Below are 16,056 nucleotides of genomic sequence, written 5' to 3' on the forward strand. Positions count from 1 at the left end.
AGTAACTTCTTTTTTAATGTTCTTTCAGTCTTAGATACATTTGTTGTCTCCACGGTTCTACTAGGCATCGATGATCCTCCATGTAAGTAACACCAAATAATTGTTATTATTAGTACTTCATTCCCATTGGTCCATTTCGCGACTCACCTTGTTATTTCTTGTGAAGTCCGTTATAATAAACGAAAAGATAAAATCTCACTAAAATATTCGTGATAATTGAAAACAAAAGCACAGGAGAAGAGAGTGTATTATGGAATTAACATCTAAGAGAATGAAGAATCTATTTTTAAGCCAGTCATATTTTGATGCATGGGAAGATTATGAACGGAGTCTAAAAAAATCCAGTTTTATCAGATGGGACTATGTAATTCTGACTGCATCTAATGAGGAGCAGGCTGCGATGTATCGTGCTCAGATAGAAGAGCGGCTGCAGCAGCGCCGTCTGCCATCTACTACAGTGTATGAAGTTCTGCCTGATCCAGAGGGAAAACGGGTCGGATCCGGAGGAGCTACATTTAATGTACTGGCATATTTGGCACAACAGGAAGGAAAGAGTGAACATCATTTCAGTGGGAAAAGGGTTCTGGTTATTCACTCAGGAGGAGACAGTAAGCGTGTACCTCAGTATTCAGCAACAGGGAAATTATTTTCTCCCGTGCCTCGTGAATTGCCAAATGGATATGCATCCACACTGTTTGATGAATTCATGGTAGTGATGTCAGGAGTTCCGTCAAGATTCAGAGAAGGCATGTTGGTTCTTTCAGGTGATGTTCTGCTTCTTTTTAACCCATTACAGATTGACTTTCAGAATGAGGGGGCAGCAGCAATTTCATTTAAAGAACATGTGGAAACAGGGAAAGATCATGGAGTTTTCTTAAATGACGGACAAGATTTTGTTGCAAAATTTTTACATAAACAGACTGTATCTATGCTGCAGGAGAGTGGTGCTGTAAATGCACAGGGATGTGTAGATTTAGATACAGGGGCCGTTATTTTAAGCACAGGGCTTATGGAGGCTTTATACTCATTGATTAGTACGGATGGGCATTTGGATTTTGAAAAGTTCCAGGAATTTGTAAATGAAAAAGCCCGTATCAGCTTTTATGGTGATTTCCTGTATCCGTTGGCTAAAGAATCTACATTAGAACAGTTTTACCAGGAAGCAGCAGAAGGCGTAATATGTGAAGAATTGATACAGTGCAGGGAAAAGCTATGGAATGCAATTCACTCTTATTCCATGAAATTATTGTGTTTATCACCAGCAGAATTTATTCACTTTGGTACGACAAGGGAACTATTGGGTCTTGTAACTGATGAGGTATCTTCTTATGAATTTTTAGGATGGAAAAAGCAGGTTATGTTTTCGGGCGTGGGTGATGAAGAATTCGCGGCTCACAGGGCATATGTGGGGAGACGGGCAAATGTACGGAAGAATGCCTATTTGGAAGACAGCTTTATCTTGGGAAGTACGGATATCGGAGAGGGTGCAGTAGTATCTAATGTGAAGCTGACAGATTGTAGGATCCCATCTAATATCGTTCTTCATGGATTGCGTCTGAAAGATGGTAAGTATGTTGTACGTATTTATGGAGTAGGAGATAATCCAAAAGGATTTTATAAAGAAAAAGATGAATTTTTAGGAACGACACTGTCTAAACTATTGGAGGAGAATGAGATTTTATCAGGTGATATTTGGCCGGATCAAGATAAATATTTGTGGTTTGCCAACCTCTATCCTGTTTGCGATACGATGCAGGAAGGTATTGAGCAAGCGCTTCTCCTTTATGATATGTGCAGAGGAAAAATATCAAGGGATGACATAGAACAGTGGAAGTTAAAAAAACGCATGAGTTTGTATTCCAGTTTCTTTTTAGCAGATGTGAACTATAGTAGAGCATGGAAAGATGAATTGGAGAATAGGATTTTGGCCAGCAAGTTTGTAAATATGCTGGAAAAGGGAGTTTATTATAAAGATGCTTACCAGGTTTTTGGTAGTAAGGGGATTACGGAATCGGTTTATAGGGAACTGCAGAAAGATGCTCAGGAGGCAGAGTTTTCATTGAGAATTCGGATTTTCTATGCAGTATCCAGGTTTATGAAGGAAAAAGATCTTGAATTCGATGGGACTTCTTATGATTATATGGAGAGCCAATGTTTTGAGGGGATTCAAAAAGAAATTTTTGATAATGCTGTAAAAAAGTTAAACGTTGGACATTCTTTTAAAATCTGTAAAGACAGGGTGGATGTTAAATTACCTGTCCGTGTGAACTGGGGCGGTGGATGGACAGATACACCACCTTATTGTAATGAACAGGGCGGGGTAGTATTAAATGCCGCAATTAGTTTGAATGGGATATTGCCTGTTCAGATTACGGTAAAACGTCTTAAAGATTATCATATTGAGTTTGAGTCCACAGATATCGGTGTATTTGGTGAAGTGCATACAGTTCAGGAGGTTCAGGACTGTCATAATCCATATGATTCCTTTGCTTTACACAAAGCAGCATTGATTGCTTGTGGGATTGTACCTCTATATGGAAATGCTTCTCTTGAAGAGATATTAAAAAAGATTGGAGGCGGAATTTATCTATCGACTCAGGTAATCGGCATACCGAAGGGGTCCGGGCTGGGGACGAGCAGTATTTTATCTGGAGCCTGTGTAAAAGGGATTTTTGAATTCCTTGGACATGATATTAGCGATGATGAAATTTATGGTATTGTTCTTTCCATGGAGCAGATTATGAGTACGGGCGGTGGTTGGCAGGATCAAGTAGGTGGCTTGACTAACGGAGTCAAGTTTATAACTACAGAGCCGGGAATCGACCAGGAAATCCATGTTGAGAAAGTCTTACTGTCAGATTCTGTGAAAGAAGAACTTCAGGAACGGTTTGCTGTTATTTATACAGGACAGCGCAGACTGGCAAGAAATCTTTTACGTGATGTTGTCGGAAGTTATATCGGTGCTCGTCCTGAAAGTATTGAGGCACTTAAGGAAATGCAGCCTTTAGCAGCATTAATGAAATTTGCTCTTGAGAGAGGAAATGTGGATGAGTTCGCAAGGCTTTTAAATCAACATTGGGAATTATCAAAACAATTAGATCAAGGATCTTCGAATACATGTATTGAACAAATTTTCTTATCTTGTGCGGATCTGATAAGTGGTCGTTTCATTGCAGGAGCAGGGGGCGGTGGATTCTTGATGGTGGTTCTTAAAAGAGGGATAACAAAAACACAGCTCAAAGAAAGACTGCATGAAATTTTCCAGGATAGTGGTGTTGATGTGTGGGAATCTGCGTTTATATGGGAGTAGGCTAATATTATGTTATATGAAGAAATCATAAAAAATGTAAAACTGGCTGGCGGTATGATAAATAATACCGCGGCCAGTGAGTCTGAAATTTATAATAAAGAAGGGTTTTCAAATTTTGTTACGGATTATGATAAAAAGGTACAGGATTTCCTGGTAAGGAAAATGAAGGAATTACTTCCCGATGCTGCATTTTTGGCAGAAGAAAATGAGATTCAGCAGAGTTTGGGAAAAGGGGATTGTTTTATTATAGATCCGATTGATGGAACTACGAATTTTATTTTTGATTATAAAAACAGCTGTATTTCATTAGGTCTTGCGAAGCGTGGGGAAATGGTGTTTGGCGTTGTATATAATCCTTATACGGAAGAATTATATACGGCTGAAAAAGGACATGGAGCATATAGGAATGGAAATAGGATTCATTGTTCGACCAAAGGCTTGGAGGAAAATATTGCTGCTTTCGGATGTGCAAGATACAATTCAGATGATACAGATTTGATTTTTGATTTTGCAAAGTGTCTTTATCTTCATAGTCTTGGAGTTCGAAATGGAGGATCTTCTGCAATCGATTTATGCAGGGTAGCGTCAGGAAGTAATGGTATCTATGTAGAGCTGCTTCTACAGCCTTGGGACTATGCTGCAGCATCATTGATTATAAATGAAGCAGGAGGCAAAATCACACAGATTGATGGAAGTAAGATATTCTTAGATAAACCATGTTCTATATTAGCTGGTGGAAGTATCTGTTGGGAAGAAAGTTTAGAATTATGGAAAAGTCTTATATAGTCTTTAGTTAGAAGAGTTTCTAATTTGAGAATCAAAGAAAGACAGGTACATGCCTTCCAAGCATGCCCTGTCTTTTCAAATAATCTCTTTCAACGAGCGCCCTTTTTCCACAGTATTCTAGAACTTAAAAGTCCCTCGAATCCCTTCCCATTTCTGGTCTTTATCACTCAAATTCAAAGCGGTGCCGTCTTCCAACTGATACCCTTCTGCAGAAGCGTTCCCCTTATATTCCCCAACGACCTGAGGCCATTTCACCCCGATTTCCGGGTCATTCCAAGCCAATCCGCCCTCATCACCAGGATGGTAGAAGTCCGTACATTTATAGCAGAATTCAGCAACATCAGATAATACAAGGAATCCATGCGCAAAGCCTTCAGGAATATAGAACTGCTTCTTATTCTCTTCGGTAAGTTCCACCCCGAACCATTTGCCATAGGTTTCGGATTCACTTCTCAAATCCACAGCTACGTCAAAAACATGCCCTTTGATTACACGTACAAGCTTCCCCTGTGGGAATTCCTTCTGGAAATGGAGTCCGCGCAGTACGCCCTTAGTAGAGCAGGACTGGTTATCCTGGACAAAATTCATAGTCAGCCCGGCTTCCTCCATATCCTTTTGGTTAAATGTCTCCATAAAATATCCTCTGGAATCACCATGGACGGCAGGCTCAATAATACAGAGTCCTTCGATACCGCCCACGTTTTTTTCAACGTTGATCTGTCCCATCGTTACCTCCTAGAATTCAATTTCTTTCAAATATCTGTCAAGCGCATCCTGCCAAGTAGGAAGCAGTGTAAATCCATTTTCAGTCAGCTTACTTTTATCCAGACGGCTGTTAAAAGGCCGTACTGCCTTTGAAGCGCCGTATTCGGCAGTGGTGACTGGAATCACATGCAGCCGATCTTGAGAATACTCCGGGTGTCCCATAGCCGCAGCCTGGCGGAAGATTTCTACTGTGAAATCATACCAACTGATATATCCACCTTCATTTGTGGCATGATAGTATCCGTATTTTTCGGTTTCAATCATATCTACCAGCAGCTTAGCAAGGTCATAAGTATAAGTAGGCGTACCGATCTGGTCGCTTACGACCTTAATTGTATCATGTGTCTTTCCAAGATTCAGCATTGTCTTAATAAAGTTCTTTCCATTTTTACCAAAGACCCATGCGATACGTACAATAAAATATTTCTCCAGGTTATCTGCCACGGCCAGTTCTCCGGCCAGCTTCGTTTCACCATAGACACTCAGCGGCTTATAATCCTGGCAGTCTGGCTGCCATGGTGTTGTTCCCTGTCCGTCGAATACATAGTCTGTAGAGAGGTACAGCATTTTGCAGTCCAGCTCTTTGCAGACCTTTGCGATATTTTCTGTTCCAACTGCATTGACCAGGCGTACCTTCTCGCGATTTTCTTCGTCCTCAGCAGCATCTACAGCAGTCCAGGCAGCGCAGTGGATGACTGCGTCCGGTGCTGTCTCATGGATGACTTTGTTCACAGAGTCTGCATCTGTGATATCCATTTCCTCAATATCTACTCCAACAGCTTCGTGTCCGCGATTTGTCAGTTCATTTACACAGTCATAACCAAGCTGTCCTTTCACACCTGTAACTAATACTTTCATACATTCACTCCATTTCTAAAAGCAATTAGAAACAATTTCTGAAAGGAGTTTCAAAAATAGTTCCTAAAAGCGTTTCCAAGATATTCCAAAAAGAATTTTGAAAAGGGAACGTTCATCTAAGGATGATGTTCCCCCATTATCAGAGTTATTTTATAACCGTCCTAACGGTTTGCATACATTTTCTCATAGTAATTCTGGTATTCTCCTGAAATGATGTTCTCCCACCATTCTTTATTCTCCAGATACCATTTGATTGTTTTCTTAATGCCATCTGCGAACTTCGTCTCCGGCAGCCATCCCAGCTCATTGTGAATCTTAGTTGGATCGATGGCATAGCGCATATCGTGGCCTTTTCTGTCGGTCACATAAGTAATCAGACTTTCAGGCTTACCGAGCTCCTTACAGATGATCTTGACGATATCGATGTTCTTCATCTCGTTATGACCGCCGATGTTGTAAACTTCTCCGACGCGTCCCTTGTGGATGATCAGATCAATCGCTTTACAGTGGTCCTCCACATACAGCCAGTCACGGACATTCTCGCCCTTGCCATAAACTGGGAGCGGTTTGTCATTCAAAGCATTTGCGATCATCAACGGAATCAGCTTCTCTGGAAAATGATATGGGCCGTAGTTATTAGAGCAACGGCTTATGGTCACTGGCAGACCGTAAGTGCGGTGGTATGCCATAACAAGCAGGTCAGCGCCAGCCTTGGATGAGCTGTACGGGGAACTGGTGTGGATCGGAGTTTCCTCTGTGAAGAATAAGTCCGGTCTGTCCAGAGGAAGATCCCCATAGACTTCATCCGTAGATACCTGGTGATAACGTGTGATTCCGTATTTCCTGCAGGCATCCATCAGTACAGCAGTTCCTTTGATATTGGTATCCAGGAAGACCTCCGGGTCTTCGATGGAACGGTCTACATGGCTTTCAGCAGCGAAGTTGACCACGATGTCCGGGTGCTCCTCCTCGAATAATTTGTAGACAGCTTCACGGTCTGTGATGCTTTCCTTTACAAAACGGAAATTCGGATTGTCCATGACTGGTGCGAGAGTAGTCATGTTTCCTGCATAGGTCAGGCAGTCCAGACAGATGATCCGGTAATCCGGGTATTTGTCTAACATGTGAAAAATAAAGTTGCTTCCGATAAATCCGGCTCCGCCGGTTACGATAATGTTCATAGATCTAATCTCCTTAATGTATATTCTTCCCTGTTCTTATTTCATGATACAAATTTTAGATATCCCCATCATACAGAGGAAATTGGGCAATGTGCTTAATGCAGTATATCCAGATATTTCCCATCCAGGACATCCTTCAAGTACTGTCCATACTGGTTTTTCTTTAGTACCTCATATACCTTGAGCACATCCTCTTTTGTGATCCAGCCATTCAGATAAGCAATTTCCTCCAGGCAGGCGATCTTGCGGTGCTGGTGGGACTCCACGGTCTTGACAAAATTGGTGGCTTCCACGAGGCTTTCATGTGTGCCGGTATCCAGCCAGGTGAATCCCTGTCCGAGCAGCTCTACATTCAGGTGTCCTTCTTCCAGGTAAATACGGTTCAGATCGGTGATCTCCAATTCTCCGCGGGCACTTGGCTCTAAGTTTCTTGCGTAATTCACGACCTTATTATCATAGAAATATAATCCGGTGACACAGTAATTGCTCTTCGGAACAGCAGGCTTTTCTTCTATAGAAATGGCTTTTCCTTCTTCGTTGAATTCCACGATACCAAATCGTTCAGGATCATCAACATAATATCCGAAGACGGTTGCGCCTCTGCCGGATTCTGCATTTTCAACAGCGGCCTTCAGACGCTTTTTCAGCCCGTGTCCTGCGAAAATATTATCGCCGAGTACCATGGCGACTGTATCATTGCCAATAAACTCTTCTCCGATGATAAATGCCTGTGCAAGACCATCAGGACTTGGCTGTACTGCATAAGTCAGCTCCACACCGAATTGGTGTCCGTCACCTAATAACTCCTTGAAACGCGGAGTATCCTGCGGTGTTGAGATAATTAAGATATCGCGGATGCCAGCATTCATAAGTACGGACATAGGATAATAAATCATCGGCTTGTCATAAATCGGCAGTAGCTGCTTAGATGTAACCATTGTCAGAGGATAAAGGCGTGTGCCGGACCCTCCTGCTAAAATAATTCCCTTCATAATAAACTCTCCTTTGTTCATTGTGCGCGGCATGCTTTATCTGTCCTTTGTACCGCACCTTCGTCAGCCATAATTGCATTATAAAAGATGACCTAAGGTCACCTTCAACCCCTTTTATGAAATTTTTAGAAAGATTAGGCTTTTTTAACAGCCCTTTCTTTCTGAGTACTTATATAGTTTGTACAAATTTGATGAATGATATCTGTATATTTTGCCTAAAATTGAAAGATTTGCCTTAAAACGGACATGTGTCCTTTTTCAAAATTCACAGAATGTATATAATAGCATTATCAAAAGAAAATAAACGAAATAAAGAAAAACAACCGAAAGTAAATGAAGAAGAAATCGGAGTGATGATTATGAGTCAGACGATCAGAGAACAGGTCAGGGAGATTCCGGGAGCTACTTTAAAATATGTAGAAGAACTGTTTGGTGAGGAGATGGATAAGATTCTTGGCCTGGCCCGGCTATTGAAAGTGAAGGCCGGGAAACGCTTTATCACACAGAATGATGAGATAAGGGGAATCTACATTTTGATAGCGGGTAAGGTAAATGTGTTGGAGGAATACCGGACGGGGGATGTATATATCTTCCAGGAGAATACGGTACCAAGTATTTTCGGAGAGATGGAGATCATTGCAGATATGGAGGGCTTCCTGGCATCCCTGCTGGCGAAGACAGACTGTCTGTTAGTGGTAGTTCCGAAAAATGTGTATACGGATTTTATCAGACGGCATCCGCAGATCCTGTATCAGAGGGCACAGTTCAATTTGAAGGACCTGCTGACAAGCGGACGTGACAATCGATTGTATCTGCAATTGCAGAGCACAGACCGAATGAAATTATATATGATCAGAAAGTACAAAAGGAAGGATACAGAAGAACACTGTGTTCTTTCCATGACAAAACAGGAGATTGCCGATGAGATCGGTTACTCGCAGAAAACAGTTCTGCGTGCCCTGAAAGTCTTGGATCAGCAGGGTTACCTGACCGTATCAGGCCATAAGATATTGATCAAAGAAGAGCAGTATCGGAAGATGGTCGACAGTATTGAGCAGATCACATGTGATTCCTATAAATAATAATAAAGAAGAAAGAAGGAGTGGTTATGAGTCAGGTATTGGATATTGTTACATCAAAATCAATGACCTACGAACAGAAGCTGGTATCACTGGCACATGCGGCAGAAGATACATTAAATGTATTGGATATGTCGGAAAGAACAAAATATTTTTTGGAGAAAGGAGCGATCAACGATTTATTTGAGGGACATGCTCCATACCGGCCAAGATATGTGATGCCGGATTATGCAAAGTACGTAAAAAATGGAAGTGAATTCCTTGGGGTGGAACCTCCCAAGGACTTGGATGAGCTGCTTAGTAATCTACAGATCATTTACCACCATGTACCTTCCATCACAAGCTTCCCGGTCTATCTGGGAGATTTAGATCAATTGATCGAGCCTTTCATTACAGAGTTGAGTGATGAAGAAGTAAAACATAAGCTTCGGCTGTTCCTGAATTTTTTGGACCGCACAATTACAGACAGCTTTTGTCATGCCAATCTCGGACCAGAAGAGACAAGAGCAGGCAGGCTGATTCTGGAACTGGAAAAGGAACTGTCCAATACAGTTCCGAACTTTACGTTAAAATATGACCCGGAGCTGACGTCAGATTCCTTTGCAGAACAGGCTCTTTACACCAGTCTCTTCTGTGCGAACCCGGCAATCTGCAACCACAGGGCTCATAAAGATACATACCCGGGAGAATATGGGATTTCCAGTTGTTACAACATTCTTCCGGTTGGCGGCGGCTCCTATACATTGACGAGGATTACACTTTCAGAGCTGGCCCCGCTTGCCGATAATGTTGCGGATTTCCTGGAAAAGCTTCTTCCAGAATGTCTGGCAGCAATGGGAGCGTATATGAATGAAAGAGTACGTTTTCTGGTAGAGGAATCTGGATTTTTTGAGAGTTCCTTCCTTTCCCGTGAGGGCCTCATCGATCCGGATAGATTCGTAGGAATGTTCGGCGTGACAGGAATGGCAGAATGTGTCAATACCTTGTTAAAGGATGAGGGAAAACGGTATGGACATGACCCGGAGGCCGACGATCTGGCAGAACAGATCATGAAGCAGATATCCGGGTTCGCAGCAGAGTTCCCGGCAAAGTACTCCAAAGTGGCAGGCGGACATTTTATGCTGCATGCACAGGTAGGGCTGGAAAGTGATCTGGGGATTACCTCAGGAGTCCGTATCCCGGTAGGAGATGAGCCGGACAGCTTTTATGATCATCTGCGCCATAGCGGCCGCTTCCATCGAGAGATTACCACGGGCTGTGGAGATATTTTCTCCATGGAGACGACAGCAAGGAACAATCCGGCGGCAATGCTGGATGTTGTAAAGGGAGCTTTCAAGGAAGGGGTCAAGTACATGAGCTTTTATGAGAAGAACAGTGACCTGGTAAGGATTACGGGATTCCTGGTGAAGAGATCCGAGATGGAAAAATACAGGAAAGGGGATACCGTACTCCAGAATACGACCCAGCTCGGTGCACCGAATTATGACCACAACCGCCTTGCAGAAAGAAAAGTGAGAATGGTATGAGAAAGGCTCCGGTAAATAAGATCATCCCGTTCAGTGTAGTGGACGGAATCGGCAACAGGACTTCCATTTTCCTGCAGGGGTGCAATATCCACTGCGGCTATTGCCACAATCCAGAGACACAGAGGATGTGCACCCATTGTGGGAAGTGTGTGGAAGACTGCCCGGTACAAGCATTATATATAGAAGAAGGAAAGGTTTGTTGGGATGCAATAAAATGTGTCCAATGTGACCACTGTATCGCAGTATGTCCCTATTTTGCATCTCCTAAAATCCGTTTTATGGACGCGGCCGAGGTGTTTGAAGAGGTAGAAAAAGGGATTCCATTTATACGGGGTATCACGGTTTCCGGCGGAGAATGTATGCTCTATCCCGAGTTTCTCACAGAGCTGTTTAAAATGGCAAAGGAGCATGGGCTGACCTGCTTTGCAGACAGCAATGGAACGGTGGACTTTTCGGAATACCCTAGTCTGTTGGAATGCTGCGATGGTGTTATGCTGGATGTGAAATCCTGGCAGGAAGACGTTTATCAGGCGTTGACAGGAGGCTTAAACCAGACAGTGAAGAAGAACCTGAGATTATTGGCCGAGCTTGGAAAGCTGGAGGAGCTTCGTATTGTCTGTCTTCCGGGTCAGGTAGATGCGAAGGAAGCGATAGAAGGGATTCGGGAGACGATTCCCGACCAGGTAGGCGCGGTGAAATTAAAGCTGATTATGTTCCGCAATTTCGGAGTAAAGGGCAGATTTGCAGAATTAGAATCTCCTTCCAGGGAATATATGGAGGAGTTGAAACAATGCGCGTTGGCAGCAGGCTTTCAAAAAATTATCATAACTTAATATACATGAGAGTAATTGAAACACAAATAATAAAGAGAAACAAAGAACAAATTAAGAAAGGATGATCCCAAAGGGATCAAGGAGGAGAAAACGATGAAAAAGATGGCATTACTCATGACACTTGTGATGGCAGTTTCTTTAGCTGGCTGTGGAGGAAATGGCAAAAAGGCAGAAAGTAAGGATTCAGATGACAAAGGTGCTAAGACTGAATTTTCCGCATCTATGGTATGTGATACAGGCGGAATCAATGATCAGAGCTTTAACCAGTCCTCCTGGGAAGGTCTTCAGGAGTTTGCAGAAAAGGAGGATGCGACAGTCAATTATTTGGAATCCACACAGGCTTCTGATTTTGCAACAAACTTTGATAAGCTTTCCGATGAAGATTTAAACCTCATCTGGGGAATTGGATATAATGTTGCAGATGCTTTGAAAAACTCAGCAGAGATGAACCCGGACAAGACATATGCGATCGTGGATTATGATTTCGGTGATGAGACACCTGACAATGTAATCTGCACGACCTTCAACGTACAGGATTCTTCCTTCCTGGTAGGCTATATTGCAGGTCTTATGACCGAGACAGATCAGGTAGGTTATATCGGCGGAATGAAAAGCCCGACCATGGACCTGTTTGAGTATGGATACCGCGCGGGTGTAGAGTATGCTGCAAAAGAGCTGAACAAAGACATCACCGTAGACGTGCAGTATGCAGAAAGCTTTACGGATTCAGCAAAAGGAAAAGCAATGGCAAAATCCATGTACAGTTCTGGCTGTGACATTCTGTTCCATGCAGCAGGCGGAGTTGGAGTTGGTGCCATCGAGGAAGCAGCAGAGGAAGGCAAATGGATCATCGGAGTAGACCGTGACCAGTCTTATCTGGCACCGGAAAATATCTTGACCTCTGCACTGAAAGTAACAGGCGTTGCAACAAAAGAGATTTCTAAGAAGGTAAAAGACGGGGAAGACATTACAGGCCAGTCCTTCGCTTATGGATTAAAAGAGGGCGCTGTTGGAATCCCAAGTGAGAATCCGAACCTGGCAGACGGCGTTTATGACAAGACAATGGAAGTGCAGAAGCTCATCGAATCAGGTGAAGTGACACCTCCGTCCACAGAGGAAGAATTCAACCAGTTCGGGAAATAGTAGAGGGGGAAATACCTTTGAATAACGGAAAAGAATACGCAGTACAGATGCATGGGATTACGAAACAGTTTGGTTCCTTCACAGCTCTGAATCAGATGAATCTGGATGTAAAGAAGGGAAGCATACATTCCATACTCGGGGAGAATGGTGCCGGGAAAAGTACGCTGATGAATGTACTATATGGATTATATCAGCCGGAGGAAGGCGAGATCTTCATCAATGGTGAGGAAGTGCGCATGAAAAGTCCGACGGTTGCGCTGGAGCATGGAATCGGCATGGTTCATCAGCATTTTAAACTGGTCGGCTGCTTTAGTGTCACGCAGAATATCGTGCTGGGCCTGGAGCCTGTCGGCAAAATGGGCGTATTAGATATGAAGGAAGCCAGAAAGCGGGTCGTTGACATTACCCGAAAATATGGTCTGGATGTTGACCCGGATGCATTGGTGGATAATATTTCTGTTGGGATGCAGCAGCGTGTGGAAATCCTTAAGGCGCTGTATCGTGAGGCAGAGATTCTGATCTTGGATGAGCCGACAGCAGTGCTGACCCCTCAGGAAATCGATGAACTGATTCATATTATGCATAAACTCGCCGACAGCGGCAAGACCATCATTGTAATTACACATAAACTGAAAGAAATCAAAAAATCAGCAGAATACTGTACAATCATCCGCAAGGGAAATTATGTCAAGACGGTGGACGTCTCCAAGGTGACGGAAGAGGAATTGGCAGCAGATATGGTAGGGCATGCGGTAAAGTTAAAGGTAGACAAAGAAAAAGCAGTGCCGGGAGATGTTGTGTTTGAAATTGACCATCTGACAGTGAAAAATGAAAAGGGACTGGATGCAGTAAAAGATCTGTCCCTTAAAGTCAGAAGCCATGAAATCGTGGGGATTGCCGGAATTGACGGAAACGGACAGAAAGAGCTGGTAGAAGCCATAGCGGGCCTGGTAAAGGCCCAGGGCGGCCGCATTATGATTGAGGGCCAGGAGGTCCAAAATACCTCTCCGAAAAATGTCATCGACCATAAGATCAGTATTATTCACGAAGACCGTCATAAAAAAGGGCTGGTATTAAGCTTCGATGTGTCGGAAAATGCGGTTCTGGAGACTTATAACAGTAAACGGTTTTCAAAAAGAGGTTTTTTGAACAGGACTGCAATCTCTGAATTTACAAAGGAACTGATTCGGGATTACGATGTGCGTCCAAGCGATTGTGAACACAGTAAGGCGGTTGGACTGTCAGGAGGAAACCAGCAGAAGATTATCATAGGAAGGGAAATTGCCAATGATCCTTCCCTGCTGATCGCAGTGCAACCGACCAGAGGACTGGACGTTGGAGCCATTGAATATGTACACAAAATGCTGGTGAGAGAGCGGGACAAAGGCAAGGCGATTCTTTTGATCTCTCTGGAGCTGGATGAAGTAATGAGTGTTGCAGATACGATTTCGGTCATCTATGACGGCAGTATTGTGAAGTCCTTTTCTCAGGGCGAAGTAGATGAACAGACGTTGGGACTGTATATGGCAGGAGGAAGTGAAAATGGAACGATTAGCTAAGATATGTAAAAAGCAGATTACTGTCACGATACTTGCTATCCTGTGCGGATTCTTAGTGGCGGCGGTGATCCTGGCCTGTACAGGCTACAGTCCGGCAGACGCGTTCGCCATCTTAGGAGAAGGTATTTTTTCAAAACCAAAATATATTGTCAATGTGATCGTGAAGGCAACACCGATCATATTGACCGGATTAAGTGTTGTATTTGCGTTTAAAGTAGGATTGTTCAATATCGGTGCCGAGGGTGAATATATTGTAGGGACTATCGTGGCAGTCATTATCGGGATTACCTGTGATTTTCCGCCTGTAATCGAGTTCTTATTGATTCTTGCAGGAGGGATGCTGGCCGGGGCTTTATATGGTGCGATCATCGGTTTTTTGAAAGCAAAATTCGGAATCCATGAGGTCATCACCGGAATCATGCTCAATTGGATCGCATTTTATGCGGCAAACTTTGTAGTCACATTGGATCGTTTCCATCAGCCGGATTCCTCCAGTACTTATGAGATCAATGAATCCGGTATGGATCTGATCTATAGATTTAAAATGTCTGAAAGCGGGCGTGAGGCAGTCAAGAATTCACCATTACTTTTGGAGACTGTGGGAAAGACAGATTTGAACATTGGTATTTTGATTGCGGTGGCAGCAGCAATACTGATCTGGGTCATCCTAAGGAAGACGACGAAGGGATTTGCGCTCAGAACCGTAGGATTCAATAAGGAAGCAGCCGAATGTGCGGGAATCAGCGTTCAGAAGAACGTCATTCATGCCATGATGATTTCCGGTGCACTGGCCGGACTCTCGGGGGCACTGATGATTACAGGAGTCTCCCATAAGATCATGACTCTTGCGGCAACGGAGAACTATGGATTCAATGGACTTTCCGTGGCAATGCTGGCAGGAAATTCGCCGATCGGTGCCATCTTTGCAGGTTTGTTATTTGCAGGACTTTTTTACGGAGGCGGTTCCATCCAGTCTACCATAGGGGCTCCTTCAGAAATCATTAATATTATGGTAGGTACGATTGTGTTTTTCGTAGCAATTGCGGGCCTGTTCCCAATGATTGTTGAAAAGCTTGGAAAGAAGGTGGCGAAACGTGGGTAATAATATACTGTTATTGTTGAGCATTACCGTGATGTATGCTACCCCCCTGATATTCGGGGCCATGGGCGGCCTCGTCAGTGAAAAAAGCGGTGTGACGAATATTGGAATCGAAGGAATGATGAGATTGGGAGCCTCCACAGCGGTGTGTGTGACTTATGCGACAGGACATCCGTGGGCCGGCTTTTTAGCGGCAGGTGCGGCAGCAGGTGTGCTGGCACTTCTCCATGCAGTCGCTTCTGTTTCCCTTAAGGCAGACCAGACGGTATCCGGTATTGCCATCAACTTAATTGGGCCGGGAATCTCCTTGTTCATGACCAGGCAGATGTTCGGCGTGACCAATACACCGGCTGTTCCGGCCAAACTTCCGAAGATTTTCGGAAATAAGGCCAGTGAAGGGATACTTGGTTATTTTAATTTCGATATCACAGTGATTCTTGCACTGCTTTTGACCATTGCAGCCTGGTTCTTATTCTATAAGACCAGATGGGGCCTTCGGGTCCGTGCGGTAGGAGAGCATCCGCAGGTGGCAGATACGTTGGGAATCAGTGTCTATAAAATCCGTTATTTCTGTGTCATCTTATCTGGAATTCTTTCTGGTTTCGGTGGTGCGGCAATGACGCTGGCGATTATTTCCAACTTTACACCGACCGCGATCAGCGGCCATGGATTTATCGCCCTGGCAGCAGTGATCTTTGGAAAATGGAAACCGTTCGGAGTGTATGGGGCCTGTATGTTGTTCGGCCTTGCACAGGCATTGGCAATCCTTCTTGGAGGAGCAGACCTGATACCGTCACAGATTCTGGCAATGCTGCCTTATATGTTGACCATTGCAGTCCTGGTATTATTTGTAAGAAATGTATCTGCGCCAAAAGCCAGCGGTGTGCCGTTTGAAAAAGGACAGAGATAGGAACGAGAGGAAGGA

13 protein-coding genes are annotated in these 16,056 nt (G+C 43.7%); 9 read left to right on the forward strand and 4 right to left on the reverse strand.

Translation table 11 applies throughout. The annotated features are described in order from the left end of the window. Positions 1–250 precede the first annotated feature (250 nt). Positions 251–3,310 carry a fucose pyrophosphorylase domain-containing protein gene (locus HGO97_RS00005; protein WP_216238197.1) on the forward strand — a complete coding sequence of 1,020 codons (3,060 nt, stop codon included), beginning with the start codon at positions 251–253 and terminating at the stop codon, positions 3,308–3,310. Positions 3,311–3,319: 9 nt separating this feature from the next. Further along, positions 3,320–4,096, forward strand: coding sequence for an inositol monophosphatase family protein (locus HGO97_RS00010; RefSeq protein WP_168866537.1), 777 nt, complete (start codon positions 3,320–3,322; stop codon positions 4,094–4,096). A 117-nt stretch (positions 4,097–4,213) separates the two neighbouring features. On the opposite strand, the gene rfbC is transcribed toward HGO97_RS00010, so the two are convergent. The 4 genes from rfbC to rfbA form a co-directional block, all read right to left on the reverse strand. Continuing rightward, entirely contained in the window at positions 4,214–4,822 is a 609-nt protein-coding gene (gene rfbC / locus HGO97_RS00015) for a dTDP-4-dehydrorhamnose 3,5-epimerase (RefSeq protein WP_216238199.1), read from the reverse strand. 9 nt (positions 4,823–4,831) lie between these two features. Next, positions 4,832–5,719: a dTDP-4-dehydrorhamnose reductase gene (gene rfbD, locus HGO97_RS00020; protein WP_216238201.1), complete on the reverse strand. Its 888-nt coding sequence runs from the start codon at positions 5,717–5,719 to the stop codon at positions 4,832–4,834. 161 nt (positions 5,720–5,880) lie between these two features. Next, a complete protein-coding gene (gene rfbB / locus HGO97_RS00025) occupies positions 5,881–6,900 on the reverse strand; it encodes a dTDP-glucose 4,6-dehydratase (protein WP_216238203.1) in 1,020 nt (339 codons plus the stop codon). 95 nt (positions 6,901–6,995) lie between these two features. Continuing rightward, positions 6,996–7,892, reverse strand: coding sequence for a glucose-1-phosphate thymidylyltransferase RfbA (rfbA, locus tag HGO97_RS00030; protein ID WP_216238204.1), 897 nt, complete (start codon positions 7,890–7,892; stop codon positions 6,996–6,998). Positions 7,893–8,164: 272 nt separating this feature from the next. Here rfbA and HGO97_RS00035 point away from each other — a divergent pair, with 272 nt between their 5' ends. The 7 genes from HGO97_RS00035 to HGO97_RS00065 all read left to right on the forward strand — a co-directional run bounded on the left by HGO97_RS00035 (position 8,165) and on the right by HGO97_RS00065 (position 16,041). Further along, complete coding sequence (locus HGO97_RS00035; RefSeq protein WP_216238205.1) at positions 8,165–8,974, forward strand: Crp/Fnr family transcriptional regulator; 810 nt, start codon at positions 8,165–8,167, stop codon at positions 8,972–8,974. Between the two features lie 26 nt (positions 8,975–9,000). Further along, a complete protein-coding gene (locus tag HGO97_RS00040; protein ID WP_216238206.1) occupies positions 9,001–10,497 on the forward strand; it encodes a YjjI family glycine radical enzyme in 1,497 nt (498 codons plus the stop codon). Further along, positions 10,494–11,330, forward strand: a complete 837-nt coding sequence (locus HGO97_RS00045; RefSeq protein WP_216238207.1) for a YjjW family glycine radical enzyme activase — start codon at positions 10,494–10,496, stop codon at positions 11,328–11,330. The genes HGO97_RS00040 and HGO97_RS00045 overlap by 4 nt, the downstream gene beginning before the upstream one ends. A 93-nt stretch (positions 11,331–11,423) precedes the next feature. Next, a complete protein-coding gene (locus tag HGO97_RS00050; protein ID WP_216238208.1) occupies positions 11,424–12,473 on the forward strand; it encodes a BMP family lipoprotein in 1,050 nt (349 codons plus the stop codon). A 47-nt stretch (positions 12,474–12,520) separates the two neighbouring features. Next, positions 12,521–14,032: an ABC transporter ATP-binding protein gene (locus HGO97_RS00055; RefSeq protein WP_216239157.1), complete on the forward strand. Its 1,512-nt coding sequence runs from the start codon at positions 12,521–12,523 to the stop codon at positions 14,030–14,032. Continuing rightward, complete coding sequence (locus HGO97_RS00060) at positions 14,016–15,134, forward strand: ABC transporter permease (RefSeq protein WP_216238209.1); 1,119 nt, start codon at positions 14,016–14,018, stop codon at positions 15,132–15,134. The genes HGO97_RS00055 and HGO97_RS00060 overlap by 17 nt, the downstream gene beginning before the upstream one ends. Then, on the forward strand, positions 15,127–16,041 hold the full coding sequence (locus HGO97_RS00065; RefSeq protein WP_216238210.1) for an ABC transporter permease: 915 nt from the start codon (positions 15,127–15,129) through the stop codon (positions 16,039–16,041). Before HGO97_RS00060 ends, HGO97_RS00065 begins: the two co-directional genes overlap by 8 nt. The last annotated feature ends 15 nt before the right edge of the window (positions 16,042–16,056 follow it).

The organism is Faecalicatena faecalis (assembly GCF_012524165.2).
Taxonomy (GTDB): Bacteria; Bacillota; Clostridia; order Lachnospirales; family Lachnospiraceae; genus Faecalicatena_A; species Faecalicatena_A faecalis.

Coding starts and splice junctions, on each gene's coding strand:
- HGO97_RS00005 (WP_216238197.1), top strand. CDS start 251: ATGGAATTAACATCTAAGAGAATGAAGAATCTATTTTTAAGCCAGTCA.
- HGO97_RS00010 (WP_168866537.1), top strand. CDS start 3,320: ATGTTATATGAAGAAATCATAAAAAATGTAAAACTGGCTGGCGGTATG.
- rfbC (WP_216238199.1), bottom strand. CDS start 4,822: ATGGGACAGATCAACGTTGAAAAAAACGTGGGCGGTATCGAAGGACTC.
- rfbD (WP_216238201.1), bottom strand. CDS start 5,719: ATGAAAGTATTAGTTACAGGTGTGAAAGGACAGCTTGGTTATGACTGT.
- rfbB (WP_216238203.1), bottom strand. CDS start 6,900: ATGAACATTATCGTAACCGGCGGAGCCGGATTTATCGGAAGCAACTTT.
- rfbA (WP_216238204.1), bottom strand. CDS start 7,892: ATGAAGGGAATTATTTTAGCAGGAGGGTCCGGCACACGCCTTTATCCT.
- HGO97_RS00035 (WP_216238205.1), top strand. CDS start 8,165: ATGTATATAATAGCATTATCAAAAGAAAATAAACGAAATAAAGAAAAA.
- HGO97_RS00040 (WP_216238206.1), top strand. CDS start 9,001: ATGAGTCAGGTATTGGATATTGTTACATCAAAATCAATGACCTACGAA.
- HGO97_RS00045 (WP_216238207.1), top strand. CDS start 10,494: ATGAGAAAGGCTCCGGTAAATAAGATCATCCCGTTCAGTGTAGTGGAC.
- HGO97_RS00050 (WP_216238208.1), top strand. CDS start 11,424: ATGAAAAAGATGGCATTACTCATGACACTTGTGATGGCAGTTTCTTTA.
- HGO97_RS00055 (WP_216239157.1), top strand. CDS start 12,521: ATGCATGGGATTACGAAACAGTTTGGTTCCTTCACAGCTCTGAATCAG.
- HGO97_RS00060 (WP_216238209.1), top strand. CDS start 14,016: ATGGAACGATTAGCTAAGATATGTAAAAAGCAGATTACTGTCACGATA.